At 56.1% G+C, this 22,784-nt stretch carries 14 protein-coding genes; 5 read left to right on the top strand and 9 right to left on the bottom strand.

The window, feature by feature from the left end:
* Nucleotides 1-169: 169 nt before the first annotated feature.
* The 3 genes from ACJJIK_RS01745 to ACJJIK_RS01735 form a co-directional block, all read right to left on the bottom strand.
* The gene (locus ACJJIK_RS01745) at nt 170-661 is read right to left on the bottom strand and encodes a DUF6586 family protein (protein ID WP_444931444.1); all 492 of its coding nucleotides are present in this window, start codon (nt 659-661) and stop codon (nt 170-172) included.
* Between the two features lie 3 nt (nt 662-664).
* On the bottom strand, nt 665-3,352 hold the full coding sequence (gene topA, locus ACJJIK_RS01740) for a type I DNA topoisomerase (RefSeq protein WP_444943994.1): 2,688 nt from the start codon (nt 3,350-3,352) through the stop codon (nt 665-667).
* Nucleotides 3,353-3,559: 207 nt separating this feature from the next.
* A complete protein-coding gene (locus ACJJIK_RS01735) occupies nt 3,560-4,090 on the bottom strand; it encodes a hypothetical protein (protein WP_444931446.1) in 531 nt (176 codons plus the stop codon).
* A gap of 144 nt (nt 4,091-4,234) precedes the next feature.
* Here ACJJIK_RS01735 and ACJJIK_RS01730 point away from each other — a divergent pair, with 144 nt between their 5' ends.
* The gene (locus ACJJIK_RS01730; RefSeq protein ID WP_444931447.1) at nt 4,235-4,678 is read left to right on the top strand and encodes a universal stress protein; all 444 of its coding nucleotides are present in this window, start codon (nt 4,235-4,237) and stop codon (nt 4,676-4,678) included.
* Between the two features lie 52 nt (nt 4,679-4,730).
* On the opposite strand, the gene ACJJIK_RS01725 is transcribed toward ACJJIK_RS01730, so the two are convergent.
* Entirely contained in the window at nt 4,731-6,596 is a 1,866-nt protein-coding gene (locus ACJJIK_RS01725; RefSeq protein ID WP_444931448.1) for an ATP-binding cassette domain-containing protein, read from the bottom strand.
* 156 nt (nt 6,597-6,752) lie between these two features.
* Between ACJJIK_RS01725 and ACJJIK_RS01720 the strand changes: the two genes are divergently transcribed.
* Nucleotides 6,753-8,759, top strand: a complete 2,007-nt coding sequence (locus ACJJIK_RS01720; protein ID WP_444943993.1) for a transglycosylase SLT domain-containing protein — start codon at nt 6,753-6,755, stop codon at nt 8,757-8,759.
* A 1-nt stretch (nt 8,760) separates the two neighbouring features.
* On the opposite strand, the gene ACJJIK_RS01715 is transcribed toward ACJJIK_RS01720, so the two are convergent.
* A complete protein-coding gene (locus ACJJIK_RS01715; protein WP_444943992.1) occupies nt 8,761-9,006 on the bottom strand; it encodes a glutaredoxin family protein in 246 nt (81 codons plus the stop codon).
* Nucleotides 9,007-9,011: 5 nt separating this feature from the next.
* The gene (locus tag ACJJIK_RS01710) at nt 9,012-9,872 is read right to left on the bottom strand and encodes an FHA domain-containing protein (RefSeq protein WP_444943991.1); all 861 of its coding nucleotides are present in this window, start codon (nt 9,870-9,872) and stop codon (nt 9,012-9,014) included.
* A gap of 327 nt (nt 9,873-10,199) precedes the next feature.
* Here ACJJIK_RS01710 and ACJJIK_RS01705 point away from each other — a divergent pair, with 327 nt between their 5' ends.
* Both ACJJIK_RS01705 and ACJJIK_RS01700 read left to right on the top strand, forming a co-directional pair.
* Nucleotides 10,200-11,117 (top strand): PP2C family protein-serine/threonine phosphatase, encoded by a 918-nt coding sequence (locus ACJJIK_RS01705; protein WP_444931452.1) that lies wholly within the window; start codon nt 10,200-10,202, stop codon nt 11,115-11,117.
* 17 nt (nt 11,118-11,134) lie between these two features.
* The gene (locus tag ACJJIK_RS01700; RefSeq protein WP_444943990.1) at nt 11,135-13,549 is read left to right on the top strand and encodes a bifunctional serine/threonine-protein kinase/formylglycine-generating enzyme family protein; all 2,415 of its coding nucleotides are present in this window, start codon (nt 11,135-11,137) and stop codon (nt 13,547-13,549) included.
* A gap of 218 nt (nt 13,550-13,767) precedes the next feature.
* Here the strand turns inward: ACJJIK_RS01700 and rlmKL are convergent, their stop codons facing one another.
* On the bottom strand, nt 13,768-15,966 hold the full coding sequence (gene rlmKL, locus ACJJIK_RS01695) for a bifunctional 23S rRNA (guanine(2069)-N(7))-methyltransferase RlmK/23S rRNA (guanine(2445)-N(2))-methyltransferase RlmL (protein WP_444943989.1): 2,199 nt from the start codon (nt 15,964-15,966) through the stop codon (nt 13,768-13,770).
* Between the two features lie 450 nt (nt 15,967-16,416).
* Between rlmKL and rmf the strand changes: the two genes are divergently transcribed.
* Complete coding sequence (gene rmf, locus ACJJIK_RS01690) at nt 16,417-16,668, top strand: ribosome modulation factor (RefSeq protein WP_444931455.1); 252 nt, start codon at nt 16,417-16,419, stop codon at nt 16,666-16,668.
* 51 nt (nt 16,669-16,719) lie between these two features.
* Here rmf and ACJJIK_RS01685 read toward each other — a convergent pair whose 3' ends face one another.
* Both ACJJIK_RS01685 and ACJJIK_RS01680 read right to left on the bottom strand, forming a co-directional pair.
* Complete coding sequence (locus tag ACJJIK_RS01685) at nt 16,720-17,769, bottom strand: quinone-dependent dihydroorotate dehydrogenase (RefSeq protein ID WP_444931456.1); 1,050 nt, start codon at nt 17,767-17,769, stop codon at nt 16,720-16,722.
* Between the two features lie 103 nt (nt 17,770-17,872).
* The gene (locus ACJJIK_RS01680) at nt 17,873-22,768 is read right to left on the bottom strand and encodes an NAD-glutamate dehydrogenase (protein ID WP_444931457.1); all 4,896 of its coding nucleotides are present in this window, start codon (nt 22,766-22,768) and stop codon (nt 17,873-17,875) included.
* Between the last annotated feature and the right edge of the window lie 16 nt (nt 22,769-22,784).

Here is a 22,784-nt window from a genome sequence, read left to right as displayed (position 1 = left end):
TCTCAATTAATTTATACTCTGGCCCATTTTTAAGCTGGGACTTAGACAACTGCGCAGCAGTGTCGAACCCCTGCGACAAAAACAGGGGCCGACCTGAAAGCAGTGAAGAATACGGGCCTTAAAGGCCCGCAAAAAGATCAGTGAATTGCCCAGGGGCTTCGGAGATGACTTAACACTCGTCCAGATGGGCCCGCTGCCTCACCACCAGCTCGCTCAGGCAGCGATGCCAGTCGAGCAGCGACTCTTTGCACAGGGGGGCAAATTCTGGCGCGGCGACTTCATTGTGTAGCGGTATTAAATTGACCGGCTGTGACTTTTCCTCGGCAGCCGCAGATATTTTCTGCTGCTCCTGCCAGGCGTGCAGCATATGGGACAGCCAGCTTTGCGGATCGCCCACCAGGCCTGCCAGTTCATTGACCTCAGCACTGGCCCGCCCCTGGACACCCAGCGCATCGATAATCAACTGCGGGGAAGCCGGCTCAAACCCCAGCTGAAGCTGGCTGGCCTGCTCTGCGAGAAAGGCCCGGTAGGCCTTGCACAACTGCATCAATGCCGCTTCCTCCAGCGCATCGCGCTGGAGGGGAATATCCCACGGCTGCTGCAACAGCAACTGGCCCTTGCGCAGAGCCGAAGTCACATGGATGGTGTAGGGGTTACTCATGGCCTACTTCTTTGCCGCTGCTTTTTTAGTCGCAGGCTTCTTGCGCTTGGCAGCCGTGCTCTTGGTCGAGGCCTCTACTTTCCAACTGCCATCGCGGTAAAAAGCACGCCAACCGGTCGCCTTGCCTTCCTCCTCAGATTGAACGTATTGCTCCTGAGTTTTACGACTGAATCGAACCACCGTATCCCGGCCACTATCGTCCTGCGTCGGCGCAGAAAATAGGAAGCTGTATTTTGGATCGATTTCGCTCTGGTGGGGCAGCAACTCTTTGACCAGCGGAGCCCGGGTCTCGCGGTTTTTGGGGAACTGACTGGCAGCCAGGAACAGACCCGAGGCACCATCGCGCAGGATGTAGTGATCCTCCACTTTGATACAGGCCAGCTCCGGCATGGGAACCGGGTCCATTTTCGGTGGTGCCGGCTGTCCATTTTTTAACAGCTTGCGAGTGTTCTTACAGCTCTCATTGGTACAGCCAAAGTACTTGCCAAAGCGGCCCGACTTTAACTGCATATCACTGCCACATTTATCACACTCGATAATCGGACCATCGTACCCTTTAATTTTAAAGGTGCCCTGCTCTATCTCGTAGCCGCTGCAATCCGGGTTATTGCCGCAAATATGTAATTTGCGCTGCTCGTCCAACAAGTAGCTATCCATGGCAGTACCGCACTTGCCACAGCGGCGCTTCTCGCGCAGCAGCCTGGATTCCGCTTCCTCGTCCTTGTCCGCATCGACCGCTTCGTCCCCCGATACCAGGTTCATGGTATTGGTACAGCGCTCTTTGGGCGGCAGTGCGTAACCGGAGCAGCCGAGGAACACCCCGGTGGAACCGGTGCGAATCTGCATATGGCGGCCACACTTGCCGCACTCGATATCGGTATCGGTCGGCGTGTTGCGGCGCATGCCCGCATCGGCAGACTGGGCTTTTTCCAGACGCCCGGAAAAGTCCTGATAAAACTCATCGAGCAGTTGCTTCCAGCCCTTATCGCCATCGGCAACTGCGTCCAGAGATTCCTCCAGGTTTGCAGTAAAGCCGTAATCCATCAGGTTCTTAAAGCTTTCGCTGAGGCGGTCGGTGACAATATCCCCCATTTTCTCGGCGTAAAAACGGCGGTTCTCCAAACGCACATAACCGCGATCCTGGATCGTGGAAATAATGGAGGCGTAGGTGGAGGGGCGGCCGATGCCGCGCTTCTCCAGCTCTTTAACCAGGGCCGCTTCGCTAAAGCGCGCCGGCGGCTTGGTAAAGTGCTGTTTGGGGTCCAGCTGCTGAAGGGACAGTTTATCCCCGACCTTCACATCCGGAAGCAGTAGATCCTCATCCTTTTTGCCGCTCGCTGGAGCGACTTTGAGGAAACCGTCAAATCGAATCACCCGGCCCCGTGCGCGCAACTCAAAGTCACCGGCACTGACCACAATTGAAGAGGAGGTGAACTGGGCTGGGGTCATCTGGCAGGCCACGAACTGCTGCCAAATCAGGTTGTACAGCCTCTCCGCGTCCCGCTCGACACCGGAGAGCATATTCGGGGCGATACGCACATCGGATGGGCGAATCGCTTCGTGCGCTTCTTGAGCGCCCTCTTTGCTGCTGTAGCTGTTAGGGCTTTGCGGCAGATATTTATCGCCGTAATTCTCGCCAATATAATCCCGCGCAGATTCCACTGCCTCTTTACTGAGGTTGGTGGAGTCAGTACGCATATAGGTGATATGACCGGCTTCATACAAACGCTGGGCCAGGGTCATGGTCTTCTTCACGCTGAAGCCGAGACGGTTACTGGCCGCCTGCTGCAAGGTGGAAGTAATAAATGGCGCGCCGGGCTTGGAACTGGTGGGTTTGTCGTCGCGGGCTGAAACGACAAACTCACTGGACTGCAGCTGCTTGGCAGCATTCATCGCCAGCTCTTCGTTGGTGGGGCGGAAAGCCTCACCGGCCTGCTTTTTCACCTCGAGGCGCAACTTGGCCGCCTTTGTCGTTGCGGTGTCGGCAAACAGGGTCCAGTACTCTTCGGGAATAAACGCGCGGATTTCCCGCTCCCGCTCCACCACCAGGCGAACCGCAACGGATTGCACACGCCCCGCAGACAAGCCCCTGGCCACTTTCTCCCACAGGAGTGGGGATACCATATAGCCGACAATCCGATCGAGGAAGCGGCGCGCCTGCTGGGCGTTGACGCGGTTAATATTCAGACGGCCGGGATCTTTAAAAGCCTCCTGAATCGCCGATTTGGTGATTTCGTTAAACACAACCCGGCGGTAGCGGTCGTTATCGCCGCCAATCGCCTCGCGCAAATGCCAGGCAATCGCCTCTCCCTCGCGGTCCAAGTCCGTTGCGAGATAGATGTGATCGGCGCCTTCGGCGAGCCGCTGCAATTCGCTCACCACTTTCTCTTTGCCCGGCAGTATCTCGTAGTGGGCCTGCCACTCCTGATCCGGGTCTATCCCCATACGCTTGATCAGCTGCTCGCGATTTTTCTTGCGCTTGTAAGCCTCTTTCGCCTCGGGGGAAAGCTTGCGTGTTTCCGCCGCACGACGCGCGCGCTCCTTTGCGTCAACCGGTTGTTTATTGCCCCCACCCGTGGGCAAATCGCGAATATGGCCGACACTGGACTTCACAACAAAGTCCTTGCCGAGATATTTATTGATGGTTTTCGCTTTGGCCGGTGATTCGACGATGACCAGTGATTTACCCATAAGCCTTTGATTTCAAATGAAAATTTACTGCTATTGCAAGTCTTGTAAGCCCTCTTATCGGGCTTGTGCTGCGCGAATATATAAGCCTCACATCAAGCGCGGTCAAGCAAAGCTGACAATTTTCCGCTCTCAGTCACCAAAATTGGCACCGGCCAGTCCGCTAAAATGCGACCCCGTAGACGCTCTTTTATACCGCTTTCCCGCCGCTCAGAGCGGCCCCTCAGTGCCCGAGTGGGCGCTCACTTTCCGAATAGCTTCTTCTATTAAGGGGGTGTATTCATCGAGCGAAGCCATCAACTTTTGGAAGGCCTGTTCACCGCCGGTTTCCGGCCACTGAATACCGAGACCCACCGGGGTTGCGGTAATGGCACAGGCTCCCCGGGGGATTTTTTCCAGCAGCTGGTGTAAATATTTCCACGCAGCCTGTGGCGCCGGCTGGCCATCGACCCAATCCCAGACACCGGAAAAATTCAGCTCGTGCTCCAAGCGCTGCTTGTCCAGCACCCAATCCACTTGCAACCCTTTGCGATTCTGCCAGCAGCGGTAATAGACCGCCGCAGTGCCATCGCCTAAGGCGGCGGGCAGCGCCTGGATTTGTACGGTAATGCCGGCCCGGGCCGCCCGGCTGCGCAGGTCCGCCAGGCGGCTGTCGCGGGCATTGGGCTTGAGCCACATCACCGGGCCCAGCACCAGCGCGATGGCAAACACGATGATAATCACCGGCAACCAATCAGACATAACCATTCCTCATTGTGGAAAAAAGTGACTATTGTGCGGTGTTTCGTGTGATCTATGTCAATCGGTTTTTTTTGCGGTAGACTCAAAATAGGTGTCAAAAGGGTGTTTTCACAGTCAATAAAAAGGGATAGGAGCAGGTAAATTATGGCGAAATACCAACACATCCTCGTGGGCTTGGACCTGTCAAAAGAGTCTTCTCAGGTACTTGAAAAAGCGGCGGATATGGCTGAGGCATTTGGTGCAGAGCTAAGTTTACTGCACGCCATTGAGCCCCTGACCTTTGCCTATGGCGGGGATATCCCTATGGACCTCTCCGAGGTACAGGAGCAGCTACAGTCCCAGGCCAAGGAGCAGCTGCAAAAAGCCGCCGGGCCGCTAAATATCCCCGCCGATCGCCAGCACGTCATCCTCGGCCAACCCTCCACCGAAATTCACCGCCTGGCCCAGGATATCCAGGCCGATCTGATTATTATTGGCAGCCACGGCCGCCACGGCTTGGCGCTGCTGCTCGGTTCCACCGCCAATGGCGTCCTCCACGGCGCCAAATGCGATGTCCTGGCCATTCGGGTCTTTGTGGAGGACGAATAACCCGGGCAAAAAAAGGGAAGCGGCATCAGTTGCAACTTCCCTATTCCCCCCGCTAGTCGTCGCCGCCTTCCAGCTCCGACCAGCGCTCAAAAGCCTCTTCCAGCTGAGCCTGTTTTTCCGTCAGCGCACTCAACTTGGCTTGCACCTGCTGCTGCTCCTGCTGGTAAAAGCTGGGGTCTGCAACCTCCTGCTCAATCGCCCCGATTTCTCCCTCGAGGGTTTCAATTAAGGCGGGCAAGCTGTCCAGCTCTCTCTGAAGCTTATAACTCAGCTTCTTTTTCTTTGCCGGGGCCGCCTCTTGGGACTGAGGTTTCTCCTTCGGTTTATTGGCGGCGGGGTTTACCTCTTTCAACTCTGCAATAAAGCTGCCCCCCTGGCGCACAAAATCACCGTAGCCGCCGACGTATTCACGAATGCGGCCATCTCCCTCAAACGCGAGACACTCCCCCACCACATTGTCGAGGAAGGCCCGATCGTGGCTCACCAGCAACACCGTGCCGCTAAAATCGAGCAGCAGCTGCTCGAGCAGCTCCAAGGTTTCTACATCCAGGTCGTTGGTGGGCTCATCGAGCACCAAAATATTAGCGGGCTGGCTAAACAGCTTGGCCAGTAGGGCGCGATTGCGCTCTCCACCGCTCAAGGCGCTGACCTTAGTGCGGGCCTTTACGCCACTAAAGAGAAAATCGGACAGGTAGGACATAACATGGCGGCTCTTGCCGCCAATAGTCACTGAGTCGCGCCCTTCGGCAATATTATCGAGTACCGTTAAATCCGGATTTAGCTGGTCGCGGCGCTGATCGAAATAGGCCACCTGTTGCTTGGTGCCCAGGCGAACAGTGCCACCCTGGGACTTTAACTCCCCCAGTAACAACTTGATCAGGGTACTTTTGCCGACACCGTTGGGACCGATCAAGCCAACCTTGTCGCCACGCATCAGGGTGAATGACAAATCCTTAATCAGCGGCTGCTCGTCGGGGTAGGCAAAAGTGATCCCCTTCAGCTCGGCAACCAGCTTGCCAGACACCTCACCGCTATCCAGGGCCATCTTGGCGATACCCTGCTGGGTGCGGCGCGCCTCCCTCTGGCGGCGCAGTACCTGAAGTGCCCTTACCCGGCCTTCATTGCGGGTTCGGCGCGCTTTGATACCCTGGCGAATCCAGGTTTCCTCTTGCGCCAACTTCTTATCGAACAGGGCCTCATTTTTGGCCTCCTCTTCGAGAAGCTTTTCTTTTTCTTCCTGATAACGGTCAAACTTGCAGCGGAAAGTACGCAAATATCCGCGATCCAAATCCCAGACACTGGTGGCCAGACGCTGCGCCAGCGCCCGGTCGTGGCTCACGAACAAGAGGGCGCCACGATAACTGGCGAGGAAATTTTCCAACCACTCCACTGCGGCAATATCCAGGTGGTTAGTGGGCTCGTCGAGGATCAGCAAGTCCGGCTCTACCACCAGCGCGCGCGCCAGGGCCGCCCGACGCTGCCAGCCCCCGGAGAGGTCGGCCACCTTTTCATCGGCATTGAGGCCCAGGCGATCCAAAGCACTGTCAACTTTTGGCAGTAACTCCCAGCCGTGCCCCGCCTCAATCTTCGCCTGGAGATCCGCTGTGGGGGACTCCCGGTAGGCCGCCAGCACGGCGCCGATTTCTCCCAGCCCCATGGCTACGTATCCGTAGACAGAATCGGGGCAATCGGCGGGCAATTCCTGCTCCAGAACCGACTGCACCATACCGCTGGCACGAACAATTTCGCCGCTATCGGCGTCAACTTGACCTGCAATCAGGCGCAACAGGCTGGACTTCCCCTCCCCATTTCGCCCCACCAGGCATATGCGATCTCCACGCTCAACTTTTGCGCTGACATTGTCCGCCAGTATCTGGGTCCCGTAGCGAAGACTGACCCCATCCAATAGAAGCAACATAAATAGGCACTACAATTAGCAAACCCGAACCTCATTCCCGCTAATGAAAGAAGCGAAGCTGGCTCTTTCGGGCTCTGTGAAAAATCAGCTATTTTACGCGTTTTTGCCGTATAGTCAGTCATAGCTGAAAATATACGTCCAACCGAGGTGATTGAGATGTCAGCTGAAGCAAAAGGAATCGCACTTTTTTGTGCCCTAATTGTCGCCGGCTTCTGCACAGCGGCGCCCAGCAAGGCACTGGCGGCTCAAGCAGTCGCCAACACAGCGGAGGCACCAGAGAGCACTCTCACCGCGCAGAGAGCGCTATTGCAGCGGGCTCGGCAGGCCATCGAGCACAGGGATAAGCGGCAACTGGAAGCGCTCAAAGCGGAGCTGAAAGGTTACCCCCTGGTGGCTTACATTGACTATTGGGCGCTCAGTGACAAACTGCAGCAGCTGCCGCTAAAAGAAGTTGATCGCTTTTTAGACAGCAACAAAGGGACTGCCATCGGCGACTGGATGATGGTCAAACTGTTGCGCCAGCTTGGCAGCCAGAAGAAATTCACGACCTACTTGCACTATTACCAGCCCTCGCAACACAGTCGCGCCTCTCTCCGCTGCTACTACGCCGACGCCCTATCGCGCAGGGACGGTTTCCAGGCGGAAACCCAGCAATTACTCTCGGAGCTCTGGCTTGTGGGGCACTCCCAAGTTGAGGAGTGCGATCCCGTTTTTGCCCGCTGGATAAAGAGTGGCGGACTAACCCAAAAGCTCGCCTGGCAGCGGCACCTGCTAGCGGTGAAAGAGGGCAACCTCGATTTGGCGCGCTATATCGCAAAAAAAATGATGCCTAACCAGGCGCGGAAAGCGGAACTCTTGCGCTCGGTCCACCGCAATCCACAGCAGCTTATCACCCAGACCCCTCTCGCCCACAACTCACCGGGGTACCGCGATATCGTATTGCACGGCTTGCACCAGCTGGCGAAAAAAGACGCCGCCAAGGCCGAGAGCGCCTGGCACCGCTATCAGGCCAGCTACCTGTTTTCCGATGCTCAGCAGGAAGCTATGTTCAGGCATTTGGCACGGCAATTTGCCCGCCAGGACAATATGCAGCGCTTGCAGCAACTGGTTGAGCATCACAAAGTGACCGATGATCGCACCATCGAGTGGCTGGCCAGGCAATCCCTGCGCGAACTGAATTGGCAGCAGGTGGCTTTCTGGATTGACCGCTTACCGGAGGACAGGCAGCAGCTCGACCGCTGGACCTACTGGAAAGCCCGCGCCCTGGAGGAGCTGTACGGCCAGGAGACCGCCACAGCCTCCGCCCACCTCTACCGCAAAGCCGCGCGCAATCGCAGCTACTACGGCTTTCTGTCCGCAGACACTCTGGGCCAGCAATACAGTTTTGAGCACCGGCCGGCGCCTATCACTCCGGTACAGGTACAGGCGATATCCAAGCGCCCCGGCTTACAGCGGGCGCGGGAGTTACAGGCGATTGGCGAACTCTTTCACGCCCGCCGGGAGTGGAGTTACGCCACGCGATCCATGGATCACCAGGAACTACTCGCCGCCGGCAAGGTGGCCAGCACCTGGGGCTGGTACCACAAGTCGATTCGCTCCGCCCTCGCGGCAGACTACCTCGACGACCTGGAGCTGCGCTTCCCTCTCGCATTTTCTGAGATTGTGCAGGATATCAGCCAGCAGGTCGGTGCCCGGAACTCCGCACTGGAGCCCTATCTGATTTACGCGGTGGCGCGCCAGGAGAGCCACTTCAGCCACGATGCAAAGTCCAGCTCCGGCGCCCTGGGGCTTATGCAACTGCTGCCATCCACCGCAAAAGCGACAGCGCGCAAGGCCGGCGTAAACTACCGGCGCAGCTGGGACCTGCTGAGCCCCAGCACCAATATTGCCCTGGGCAGTTTTTACTTAAGCACTCTGCTCAACCGCTTTGACAACAACCGCTTTCTTGCCGCTGCCGCTTACAATGCCGGACCAACCCGCGTAGCGAGATGGCTAAAAGAAACTCGCCAGCAGCTGCCCTATGATGTGTGGATCGAAACCATTCCGTTTAGCGAGACACGCAACTATGTGCAAAATGTCCTCGCCTATTCGGTAATTTACGCCTATCGAAGCGGGTCAAAACTTCAGCTACTGAGGGAGAGCGAGGCTGCGCGGCTGCTGTAACTCAAAGCCGCGCCGCAAGCCAGTCTTGCAGTTGCTCCCGGTCAAACGGCCAGCCGCAGACATCATCGAGATCCCCCAGGCCAACCACCGGGATGCGAATAGAGAAGCGCTCCATCAGGGCTTCTTCTTCAGCGATATCCACCTCGCGAAGGCGCAGGTCAAACTTCTCCAGTGCGGGCCAAATTTCAACTTTGGCCTTTTCGCACAGCCCGCAACCTAAAGTCGTATAGAGTAACAGCTCTCTCATATTGCTTATCCAAACAGTCCCTGACTGGTCCCCCAAAGGTATCCCGCAGCCCCCAACACAACACCGGCGAGTAACAACCAGGTCCTGCTCTTAGCCCCGGGCTTGTCTTTCTCCTCAGCGGTTTCCTCCGGCAATCGGGATTGCACCGCATGGGGAACGGTATCGACCTCGCCGGGCACTGGGGGAGCGCCAGGCAAGTCGAAATCCGATAGCGCCGGACGTACGGCCGTACGATTATGATCATCTGCGGGGCCAACGACAGAAAAACTCAAGGTGTCGAATCGCAGCTCATCTCCCCTGCGCACCCGGGTCTCACTGACCCTTTTATTATTGACGAAAGTCCCATTTGCCGAACCCAAGTCAATAACAAACAGTAGCCCCTCCCGCACTTCGAGACGGGCGTGCCGACGCGAAAGGTGGGAGAGTGAAAAAGTAATATCGCACTCATCGGAGCGCCCGATAACCAAACTCTCGCGCAGCGGAAACACCTTGCCGGCAATAGCCCGGTGATTAGCTCGCAGCGCCCAGGCAACACCTTTGCCCGAGGCCGCCTTGGCAGAATCCGATTTGAGTTTGGTTACCTTGGGATCGACGACCTGAAGTAAGCGGCTGCCCACTTTGACCTGGTCGTTGACTTTTAATTGGCAGGGAGTACCCGTTGACTTGCCATTGAGCTGTATACGGGGCGCACCTGCCAAATTGTGCAGGGTCAGGATATCGCCATCGACAGTGATCTGCAGGTGTGACTTCGCTACGGAATCATCGGCTATACACAGATCACTACTCTGTGCCCGCCCCACAGTCACCCCTGGAGATACCAGCCAAACACTCTGGCTGAGATCATTAACATCACAAAGTTTGAGCATCGAAATCGTTCCTAAAGCCACAGTGGCCGTGTGAAAATTGTCCGATTATTGAAGACAGTGCGCTTAACTAATGTTAAAAAGCAGCCGAAACACTCTCTCTTTATTAATAAAGTTGAGTTTATCATGGGCAATATTATTAGCGTGTGATTAGGTTTGCAGCTTAAAATGGCCCTGTGGTCTACTATTCAACAGATTCAGTGATGACCTATTCAGCAATCGGCAGCTTATCTTCAAGCGTACCGATTACACAACAGGGAAGACGCGCATGATTACCGCAGGGTGATCAGCGTTAAAAGATCAAAATAAATTACAGGTAGTTGCACGCCAGTGAGTGAAGCCAAACTACACGAAGTATCAAGGCACAGCGAAACTGTTCAGCATAAGCAAGATGCGACACGCAGTGCCGGCGCCACCCATACCGGCTACAAGCGTGAACAGAATGAAGATGCCTATTGGGCTGCGGAAGACAAAGGCATCTGGGTTGTTGCTGACGGCCTCGGCGGTCACCACGCGGGTGAACTCGCCAGCAAAACCGTTGTTGAGGAAATCCAAAAGTCGGCAGAAACTGACCGACACTATGAGCGCGCGCTACAAAAAGCGCACGCCCTTCTCCTGGGCGATGAGCAAACCGCAGCCAATATGGGCTCCACAGCGGTTGTCGTTGCCGAAGAGAGAGACTATTTCCATATCTACTGGGTAGGTGACAGCCGTGTTTATCTCTGGGCCCCTGAAGGGGAAACAGGAAAACTCACTCAGCTGACTAGCGATCACTCCTATGTGCAGATGCTGATGGACTCCGGCGCAATCAATTCAGAGGAAGCCGCCATCCACCCCAATCGGCACGTGATCACCCGATGTATCGGCGGCAGTACCAATCCCAAGCTTGAGGTGGACCGGGTCTCCTATCGCTGGGCCGCAGGGCAGAGACTACTTCTCTGTAGTGACGGACTTAGTTCGGAAGTACCAGCTGATCAAATTGCACGGATATTAGCTGAAAACAGCAATACCCTCAGGGCTACAGAACTTCTTATCGCAGCGGCCCTAGATGCAGGAGGCAAAGACAATGTAACCGTTCAGGTGATTGATGCCCCGGCTACCGCACAACCCTCCCACACCGCCTCCCCCAGTCAAATTAACGACTCCAGCCCCCCCGGCTTCACAATCAAAATGCAGCGCCTTCTTGCCTTTTTCTTCGCAGTCGCTTTAGCCTCCGCAGCGACCTATGGACTTTCATTCCTGCTTTAAGATAAGGGAAGCACTCAATGGAAGTTGTTAATAGTGGTACCTCCTCACTACAGATACCGGGCTATCGCATCCTGAAGAAAATCAATCAGGGCGGTATGTCTTCGGTGTACCTGGCGGTACAGCGCAGTGTGGGCCGACAGGTAGCGCTCAAGGTTATGTCGCCGGTACTAAACGCCGACCCTATCTTTAGCGAGCGATTCCAGCGGGAAGCGAATATCGTCGGGCAGCTATCGCACCCCAACATTGTTGGTATTCACGATATTGGCCGCTATCGCAGCCTAAACTATATCGCAATGGACTATATGCCCGGAGGCTCAGTTGCAGAGCGCCTGGGCCGGGGCGGACTTGATCCCCTCGACGCGCTCAATGTGGTGCGCCAAATTGCTATGGCCCTGGATCACTCCCACAGCAAAGGCTATGTACACCGGGATCTGAAACCGGAAAATATTCTGTTTCGCGAAGATGGTTCGGCCGTACTCAGTGACTTTGGTGTTGCCCGAGCCATTGCGCGCACCACCCGTATGACAAACAGCGGTATGGTTGTGGGAACCCCCCACTACATGAGCCCCGAACAGGCGCGCGGAACGGCGGTAGATGGCCGCGCCGACCTGTACAGTCTCGGCGTGGTGCTCTATGAAATGCTGACTGGAGCCGTACCCTATCAGGCCGATGAAGCCGTCGCTATAGCGATCAAGCACCTCACCGACCCAATACCGCGACTACCGGCCCGCCACGCGCTCTACCAGCCCCTGCTCGATCGCTTTCTGGCCAAGGACCCGGACAAGCGTTTTCAGCGCGGCCTGGATGTCGCCGATGCCGCCGATGATCTGGTCGCCACGCTTGCGGGAAAACCCGCAAACCAAATCAGTCAGCTCAACAACTCGACCCTGAACACTTCCAGCCTGGCAAAAGCCCTGCTACTGACCATCTACGGCAGCGCGACCGATCGCCTCGGGAAAATTACCGCCAACTGGAGGGAAACAGCGGCACTGGAGAGCCCCGAACGCAAAGAGCAGCACACGGTTGTGCGCCTGCGCCAGTTCCTGGCCGAGCCGACCAAACACAAGCGCCCCTGGCTTATGAGCGGCTTAATTGTCTTCGGTCTCACCTCCCTGTGGAGCTTGTACAGCCTGATCAACCACAAGACCGATTGGCAATCCGGCATGCCTTGGCTGGATAGCGCGGCCGATTTTACCGCCGCCTCACTACTGGGCAATAAACAGGCATCCGCCTCTGCCCTCTCCCGCGAGGAGAGAGAGTCCGCACAGGTAGAAGCAGAAATAGAAGCGGAAGCAGAGATAGCGCTTAACAGTCCAGATTCAGCGGTTGCAATTGCCCCGCTAATCACCACCTTCGCAGCGCCCACCGATCAACAGGGCCCTGTCGCAGTGGAGAATGCGGCTCTTCCAGAAGAGATTCTCCCCCTGCCCGCAGAGGTGGAAAAAGAAGCGGAAGCAGAGGCTGAAGTAGAGCAACCCCCGCTCTACAGCCTGACCATCAACACGGAGCCCGCTGATGCCCGTGTGCGGATTATGAATATAGCACCGCGCTATCAGCCGGGTATTGAATTAAGTCCCGGCAGGTACGACGTTGAAGTCAGCAGAGCGGGCTTCAGCAAGGTGCGCCAATGGGTTTCTATTGAGGCAGAAAATCTGGAGGTCGAGCTCAAACTGGAGCGCGCCTACATTATTGGCAGAAGTTTCCAGTCAAAGCTCATCTCCGGCGGCCTGGGGCCGAGGATGGTCCCCGTTGCCGCCGGCAACTTTACCATGGGCAACAACCAGCGGCGCCTGGCCAGCCCCGCACACAAGGTACGGGTTGAGCAGGACTTTGCCATGTCCGTCTATGAAATTACTTTTGCCGAATACGATCGCTTTGCCGAAGCCACCGGCAGCGCAAAACCCAGCGATGCCGGCTGGGGACGCGGCGATAGACCAGTCATCAATGTGACCTGGCAAGATGCACAGGAGTACGTGAAATGGCTGTCCAAAGAATCCGGCAAACGCTACCGGCTGGCCAGTGAAGCCGAGTGGGAATATGCCGCGAGGGGAGGCAATAGCCACCAGTACTGGTGGGCCTCCAGCGACGCCCGCGGAAAAGCCAATTGTCGCCGGGGCTGCTCAAGCGAGTTCACAAAATTGTTCAGTATTAGTACCGCACCTGTCGGGCACTACCCGGCGAATCCCTTTGGGCTTTTTGATACAGCGGGGAATGTCGCCGAGTGGGTAGAGGATTGTTACCAGGCCGGTTACGACTCGACAAAATCCACTGCTGCACCGATAAAAATCAGAGGCTGCCAACTTCACACTGTCAGGGGCGGCTCAATGCGCGATATCTCTAGCAAGATATCTTCTGACTATCGGAAAGGCCTCAGTGAAACCGCGCGCGCTAAGGATGTAGGGATACGGGTTGTCATGGAACTGAATGAATAAAGGGGTTTTGGCGATTGCGCTACTAACTTTCAGCCCCTTTTTACCCGACAAAATTTTTATTAAAAACCGCAGGCACAAATAAATCTGAAATTATATTTTTGTGGCACTGCGAAACAACTTCTCTCCAACCACCAAAGCTCCCCGGGCTTAATGGCCAGCCGATAAAATCAAGCTGGCCATTAGCTTCCAACCCCTAAAGGTAAAGCGCTAGCCCTATCCTATTTCAGCCGAAGCTCCCAGACATTGTGAATTTTCGGATTGCGCTGAAAGTCCTTATCTAAAAGGTTCAGCTTCTCTACTGAAAACTCACTGGAAACTTCGTCATCCATCTTAAAGCTGCGCAAATTATTGGAAAATACCAGACGCCCCTGGGGTGACAACAGAGACATACACTGGCGAATCAGTTTGCCGTGATCCCTTTGAATATCCAACACACCGCTCATCTTGGCGGAATTGGAAAAACTCGGCGGGTCGAGGAAAATCAGGTCGTAGTGGCCTTTCCTATTCTGCTGTGCCGATTCAAGCCACTGTAGGCAATCGGCCTCCACCAATTGGTGGCGATAGGGGTCCATGTCGTTCGCGCGGAAATTTTGTGCCGCCCAGTTTTGATAAGTTCTCGACATATCGACACTGGTGCTCTGCTTGCATCCCCCCAGGGCCGCTTGCACTGTCGCACTGGCGGTGTAGCAGAAAAGGTTTAGGAATGTTTTACCGGTAGAGATCTCGCGCAGATACTTACGCACTGGGCGATGATCGAGGAAGAGCCCGGTATCCAGGTAGCTCCACAGGTCCACAGCCAGCTCAGCGCCGTATTCACCAACCCAGAGTTCCTTCCGCGATTCGGTCTGCTTCTGGTACTGGCTCCCGCCCTTGCCTCCACCCTTGTGGCTGTGACGGCGGCGCTCCTTGATACTGATATTCGCGCGGGGCAATTCGAGTACAGACTGAAGCGCCCTCAACAAATCCCGCAGGCGCCCCCGAGCTTTCTCTTCTTCAATCGTGGCCGGCGGGCGATACTCCTGCAAATGCGCGTACACGGCGCCATCCACAGTTTTGTAGATATCGATCGCCGCCGCATACTCGGGTAAATCCGCATCGTAGAGGCGATAGCAATCCACACCACTTCTAGCCGCCCACTTCCCTGTTGTGCGCAGATTTTTACGCAGGCGATTGGCGACCATTTCCGCCTGGGGTGAAAGTTTCGGCCCCTTATCTTCGCTCGCCGCCGCCCCGCTTTGCGCGCGCACTTCAAACATCAACAGCTGACTGGGGATACTGCCGTTGTAAAGCTGGTATTGCTTGTGGGAGCGCAGGCCTGTGGCATAACCGAGCTCCGGGTTGCCGGTAAACACCCCCACCAACCAGCCGGGGAATTCAGCTTTTAACTGCCGCCCCAGTTCAAAATAGGTCTCGCGCAGGGCCTCCTGCTCACCCAGGCGTTCGCCGTAGGGGGGATTTGTCAAAACCAATCCCGCCTTGACCTCTCTATGGCTCGGCACTTTAAACGCAGCTACCGGGCGACAACTCACCCGCACCTGGCGCTCCAGACCGGCCCGGGTAATATTGGCCTCAGCGGCAAACAGCACTTTCGCATCGGCATCGTAGCCGCGAATTTCCGGCAGCTCGCGGGCCAGGCCAACACCTTGGCGCTGCAACGCCTCCTCGCGAAGTTCATTCCAAATATCGCTCTGGTGGTTCAGCCAGCGCTCAAAACCAAAACTATCCCGCATCAATCCCGGGGCGATATCGGCCGCCATCATCGCCGCCTCCACCAGGATAGTGCCGGAACCACACATCGGGTCGAGCAGAGCCCCGCCCTCTGCGGCAATCTTCGGCCAGCCGGCGCGCAGCAACAGGGCCGCCGCCAGATTTTCTTTTAATGGGGCCGCGCCGATATGGGTCCGGTAGCCACGGCGGTGCAGGCTGTCACCACTCAGGTCGATAGCAATATCCAGCTTATCCCGGTGTAGGCGCAAAGCCACAGTCAGATCCGGATGGTGTTTTTCAATGCTCGGGCGGGCTCCCGAGTGGCGGCGCAGACGATCGACAATGGCATCTTTTGCTTTTTGAGCACCGAACTGACTGTTGCGGATCTCTCGGTTGGTACCAGAGAATTGCATCCACAGTTTGCCCGAGGGACGAATATGCAGCTCCCAGGGTTGCTCGGCCACCGCTCGATACAGGTCTTCAGCGGTGGCCACATGCACCTGCGCCAAGCGCAACATAATGCGGTTTGCCAAGCGACTCCACAGACAGCAGCGGTAAGCCAACTTCAGGGAACCGGAAAAATACACCGCCGCCGGTTGTTCCCGCACGGACTCCGCACCCAAATCGCGCAATTCATTGGCGAGCAGACCCTCTATTCCCTTGGGGCAGGTAGCGGTAAACTCGAGTTCTTCAGTTTGTAAATCTGTCAAAATACTTACTCATTAATCTCCCCCTGTGGGGGAATTTTTGTACGCCAGTAAAGGCCCTCTGTCCAAAGCCGTCGGCAAACAATCTGTGCCATCATTGCGCACAAACAAAACTTGAAGGCAAAAACTTCCCCTTCCCGGCCGGGGAAATTGAGCGCTATCGCCTTGCCCTAAAAGAGGACGATTATCCCATTTTGTGGCAGAAGAGAATACGCCCTGCCGTCAAATACTACCTGCCCCATAAGTCACGCCCGCACTGAGCGCTGTGGGCCCTACGACTATTTTCCGATTCCTGCTCAACCACTTTACTCTTTCCTCAAGATGGTCTGAGTCGGCCCGCCCAAGGTCACATTTCTTTCACTAAAATTTATTGGGAGACACCCAGAAATAGAACCGTCTGCTAACCTGCCGACAAACTCTGCACAAACTGACAAAGTAGAGGTGCCGTATACGATGAAACGCCAAAAACGAAATCACGCCGACAGGGCATTCTATAAGGGCTATTTGGCAGCCCTGAACAACAAGTCTATGGATAGTTGCCCATTTGTCGAAGAAGATTCTCACCAGCAGTGGGTCAACGGTTGGCGTGAGGGGCGGGAAGACTACTGGAATGGCTTTGACAGAGTGACCAAGGCGCAAAAGCTGGAAATCTACGGCGCCGTTTCAACCAAGGTCCAATACCCCGACGGGTGGAGCACGATTTAGCCGCGATAGGGGGGCTTGCTACCCAAGCCCCCTCTCCAGCGCGGCGGCCTGTTAATCAGCAGCCTGCTCTCGATCTTTGCTGCGGCGCTCCAAGGCAATAGCCTCTGCCGCTTCGCGAATCAATTCGGGTCCCCGATAGATAAATCCGGTGTACATCTGTACAGCGGTTGCCCCGGCACGAATCTTTTCTGCGGCACTATCGCCGTCAAAGATACCACCAACGCCAATAATCGGGATCTGTTTGCTCAACGCTTTCGAGAGCAGTTCAATCACCTTGGTGGATTGCTCCCGCAGGGGCTTTCCGCTCAAACCGCCCTCCTCGCTACCGCAGGGCAGATTAGCGACGGAGGATTTATCAATGGTTGTATTGGTGGCGATAACACCATCAATATCGTACTCGCACAGTGCCTCAGCGATCTGTGCCACCGCATCGCCTTCCATATCCGGGGCAATTTTGACCGCAACCGGAACGTAGCGATCGCTCTTTTGCGCCAGCTCCATTTGCTTGTCTTTGATACTGCCGAGCAAGCGGTTGAGACTGTCACCAAACTGCAAGTCCCGCAGTCCCTTGGTATTAGGGGAGGATACATTGGCAGTGATGTAATCGGCGTAACCGTACACCTTCTCCATACACAAGCAGTAGTCATCGGCGGCCTTTTCCACCGGAGTATCGAAGTTCTTGCCTACATTGATACCCAATACGCCACTATAGCGGCGCTTTTTCACCCGCTGAATCAGGTAGTCGACACCGAGATTATTAAAGCCCATGCGGTTGATAATCGCATCGGCCTCTTCCACCCGAAACAATCGCGGCAGCGGATTGCCGGGCTGGGGGCGAGGTGTCACTGTGCCCACTTCAACAAACCCAAAACCCAGTGCCCCGAAACCGTTAAAGGCCTGCGCATTCTTGTCCAGACCGGCCGCCAGACCCACCGGGTTGGGCAGGGTGAGCCCCATCAGCTCGACCGGATCATCCGGCACCGACTTTTTGTACAGGGACATCAAGCCGAGGCGCTCTGCGGCACCGATGGCATCAATCGACAAGTGGTGGGCCCGCTCAGGGTCAAGCGCAAACAGGGCTTTACGCAGTGTTGAATACATACCTTTCCTTACGTGGGGAGGCGAGCCCTTCGAGCAGTGAAGGGCTCTCTATTGTGATGACGGTACAGCAGGGGCCTCTGAGCGGCCCCTGGGCTCGATTCCGCTACTGCTCTGCCAGGACTTCCCGGTCCGCAGTGGCGTGCGCGAGGTACATAAGTTCGCGCAGGGCCACCGTAAACATGGCGAAATCGCCGACAGCAGTAGACTTCAACTCGGCGATCATATTGTGCCAGCGTTGAATAGCGGGCGCCATGATAGCGCTCCAGCGGGACATTGCACCCTCTACATCAAGATTTTCAGCCTTACCCAAACGGAGAATGTTCACCGCCAGTGTCGACAACTGGCTATCCAGATCATCCATGCTAGTCTCACGAGCCTGGGCCTGCCAGAAGCTGTCCACCGGCAAGTCGACGATCAGATTGCCAAACCAGTGCAGGTTCAGCTCGTCGGAAAGCCTGAAATAAACCGTGGCGACCTCCTCTACCGGCGTATCGCTGGCTCGCGCCGACTCGGAGATGCCCAGCGCTGAGTAGAGGTAGGTGGGCGATGCCGAGAGCAGAGCCAGGTCCTCCGGCACCCCGGCTTCCAATAACTTCTGGTAGCGCTGCTCCCATTCAACCAGGGGTTCTCCACTCAAGACCTGCGGCAGCGCCTTAATAACCCGCTGTACCGGCTCTTGGAACAGTTCACAATTATTAGCCGGCTCCAACTCATTGCGACGGTTGCGCAGGAACCAGCGCGTTGCCCGGCGCACCCGACCAATCATCGAGTTCAGCAGTTCCGTCTGCAACTCCGCCGGCACCTTGTAATCCAGGGCCGCCAGCTGTTGCTGGAAGTCGTGCATTTTGTACACATCGCGCGCGCTGACATAAGCGGCGGTGACATCGTTCACATCGGCGCCGGTGGCGGTGCCGATGCGGTTGTAGAAGGTGATCCCCATGCTGTTGACCATCTCATTGGCAACCTGGGTCGCCACAATCTGGCGCAGCAGTGGGTGGTCGTAGACCTGATCGCGATAGCGCGCTACCAGCTTCTCCGGGAATGCAGACTCCACCGCAAAACGCACCCGCTCGTTGTCGGTGATTTGTGCATTTTGCAGCTCCTCCTTCAATTTCACCTTCACGTATGAAATCAAAACCGATAGCTCAGGACGGGTCAGGGACTGCCCCTTGTGCTCGCGCTCAGAAATCTGCTCGTTGTCCGGGATAAACTCCAGCGCGCGGTTCAGTCGGCCGTCGTCTTCCAAGGTGTTGATGGTTCTGCGGTACTCATCCAGGCGCTTGGCAACCTGATACTCCGCCACACTGAGGGCAAAGGTCTGCTCGTAGTTGTTGTGCAACACCAGCTCGCCGACAGCATCGGTCATGCCATCCAGCAATTCATTGCGCTGCTTCTCGGTCAGATCACCATTGGCAACCACCTTGTCCAGCAGGATCTTGATGTTTACCTCGTGGTCGGAGCAGTCCACACCGGCAGCATTATCGATAAAGTCGGTGTTACAGCGCCCGCCATTGAGCGCAAACTCAATGCGCCCGCGCTGGGTCATGCCCAGATTGCCGCCCTCACCAAAGACCTTGGCGCGCAGCTCTCGGCCATCAACGCGCAGGTGGTCATTGGACTTGTCGCCGACTTCAGAATCTGTCTCGGTGGTGGCTTTAACATAAGTGCCAATACCGCCATTCCAGATCAGATCCACCGGCGCTCTGAGCAAGGCGCTGATCAATTCATTGGGATTGAGCTGGTCCTGCTTGATATCAAATGCCGCTTTCATCTCCGGAGTAATCGCGATGGCCTTGGCGCGGCGCTCAAAGATACCGCCACCTTTGGAGATTAATTTGCGCTCGTAATCTCTCCAGCTTGAGCGGGGCAGCGCGAACAAACGCTGGCGCTCTTTAAAGCTGGATGCCGCATCCGGATTGGGGTCCACAAAAATATGCAGGTGGTTAAAGGCCGCTTTCAGACAAATGTGCTCGGACAGCAACATACCGTTGCCGAACACATCACCGCCCATATCGCCGATACCGACAACAGAGAAGTTCTCTTTCTGGACGTCCACCCCCATCTCTCGGAAGTGGCGCTGCACCGACACCCAGGCACCGCGCGCAGTAATCCCCATTTTCTTGTGGTCGTAACCCTGGCTACCGCCGGAGGCGAAAGCATCGCCCATCCAGAAACCATACTCCCCGGCAATACCGTTGGCGATATCGGAGAAGGTCGCCGTTCCTTTATCCGCAGCGACCACCAGATAGGGGTCATCTTCATCGCGGCGAACAACGTGCTTGGGCGGCACAACTTCACCGTCTTTCAGGTTATCGGTGATATCCAGAAGACCGCGAATAAAGGTTTTGTAGCAGGAAATCCCCTCTTCCATCATGGCTTCGCGGCTGCCATCGGCGGGCGGGCGGCGCACAACAAATCCGCCTTTAGCACCACTGGGAACAATCACCGCGTTTTTCACCGCTTGGGCTTTTACCAGGCCCAGAACTTCTGTGCGGAAATCTTCCAGGCGGTCAGACCAGCGCAGGCCGCCACGGGCGACTTTACTGCCGCGCAAGTGCACACCTTCCACCCGTGGAGAGTACACAAAAATCTCAAATTCCGGGCGGGGCTCGGGAATACCGGGAATATCCCGGGGGCTGAATTTGATCGAAATATAATCCTTGGGCTGCCCCTCCTCATCCGCCTGGAAGAAGTTGGTGCGCAGGGTCGCCAGGATTAATTCCAGGTAACGGCGCAGAACCAGGTCTTCGTTGAGGTTGTCCACCGCATCCAGGCCGTCGTGAATTTTTGCAATCAAGCGCTCGACACGGGGCTGCTCCTGCTTGCCGCTGCTTAAACGGGGATCGAACATCGCCCTAAACAGGGCTACCAGATTGCGGGTGATATCCACATGGTTGGCCAGGGTAGCGGCGATATAGCTCTGGCTGGCACTGGACTTGGTTTGCTTCAAATAGCGCGCATAGGCGCGCAGCATGGATACTTCACGCCAGTTGAGACGCGCCGCCAGTACCAGGCGGTTAAAGGCATCGCTCTCCGCCGTATGGTTCCAGATTGCCGCAAACGCATCCTGGAACAGGCTGCGGGATGCCTGCGCATCAATTTTGGTGGGCAAGCCAAATTCCAGATGGAACTCGTGCATCCAGACATCGGTGTAGCCACGGGGGCGGATGGTATAGGGGAATTCTCCAATAACCCGCAAGCCCAGGTTTTCCAATACCGGGATCACATCGGACAGCGTCAGACCGCTGCCCCAGTTAAATACCTTAAAGCGCAGGCTACCCTGGGCCGCACCCACCGGCTGGTAGAAGCTCATTGCCACCCGGTTGTCTTCATTCAGACTCTGAACGGCGGCCACATCCTGCACGGCAATGCGGGGCTCAAAGTCCTCCCGATACCCCGCCGGGAAGGCGCGACCAAAAGTGCGGTAGAGGCGGCTGCCCTCTTCTTCCCCACTATTGTCAATCAGTGATCTTTGGAAAACATCTTCCCAGGAGCGGGTAATATCCACAATTTGCGCCTCCAGCAGCGCGACATCTAATTCAACAGGCTCATCGGGAGATACGCGGAAAACAAAATGCACCCGCGCGAGAATAGACTCGGAGAAGAAAGTGGTGAAGTCCGAGTCCTTGGCATTGATCGCTTTGGCAATATGCGCACAAATCACCTCGCGTACATCGCTGTTAAACAGTTCGCGGGGGACATAGACCGTGGCAGTAACAAACTTACCGAAGGGATCGCGGCGCATAAACAGGCGGAGATGCGCGCGCTCATTTAATTGCAGCACCCCCATAACCACCTCAAACAGCTCTTTGGTGCTGCCCTGGAAAAGCTCGTCCCGTGGGAAAGTGTCGAGAATCCGACGCAGGGCTTTGCCGTCGTGCCCCTGCCCGGAGAGACCACTGGACTCGATAATCGAGGCCATCTTGCGGCGAATAATCGGAATCTTAACCGGGCTCTCAGTGTAAACCGGCGAGGTATACAACCCCATAAACGCCGCCTCACCGATCACATCACCCGCGCTGTTGTAGCGCTTGATGATGACGTAGTCGGAGTAGGCCGTACGATGCACCCGGGACTTAACCGAGGACTTGGCAAATGTCAGGTAATTGGGGCCCTGGTAAAAACGCTGTTTACCCTCGCTGAAAGAGGTTTCCAGCACCGGGGCCGCCTCTTCCAGTTTTTTGAAAATACCGAGTCTGCGATCTTCGACTTCATTGAGGATTTTCTTATCCCCAACCATGCTAAATTCGTATTCGCGGTAGCCGAGGAAAGTAAAGTTACCATCGCGCATCCACTGCAAAAATGCACTGGCTTCCAGCAGGTTGGCATCTTCTTCCGGAAGACCCGCCTGTAACTGCCCCTCTATGGCACTGCATGTTTCCAGCATGGGGACATAGTCGTCCACCACCAGCTCAATATCACCGAGTACATCTTTTAGGCCGGTCATCAGCCCCGAGGCAAATTCCGATAAAGTGTCGTGATTAATCTCGACATAAATCATCGCCTCGTTGGTGATATGCCGACCTTTTGCCGGCGGCTTCTCCCCCGAGGCGCTTTCCTCTGGCGGCAACAGGCGCGTCAGCTGCCCCTTGGCATCGCGCTCGACTCGAACCACAGTACTCTTGATTGAGTGAGTGACCGTATTCTTCCGGTTGATCTCCATGCGAATGGAATCCACCAGAAAAGGCATATCCCGTTGCAGTACACCGATCACCGTGTGTGAACACTGCCAGCCATCATCTTCGAGACGGGGATTAAATACCTTCACCTTGGGGAGGCCGCCGGGGCGCTGCTGGATAAAGTTCCACCAGGTGTATATGCAGCCATAGACATCGACAAGACGACGGCCGGCCAGATCTTCCAGTGGATACTGGTTGAGGAACTGCTGGGCAAAAGCCACAACGGGTTCAGCCTCGCTGGTCAGCTTGTCACGAATCAGCTCGCTAATCTGCGCAACCAATTCTTCACGGCTGTCGGTAATAACCGTCGCCATATTCACGGGGAACCTCCCAATC

The sequence above is a fragment of the Microbulbifer regidiadema (SeqCode) genome (assembly GCF_052466995.1).
The sequence above is the reverse complement of the archived record's forward strand: the minus strand, read 5'-3'. Positions and strand labels throughout refer to the sequence as shown.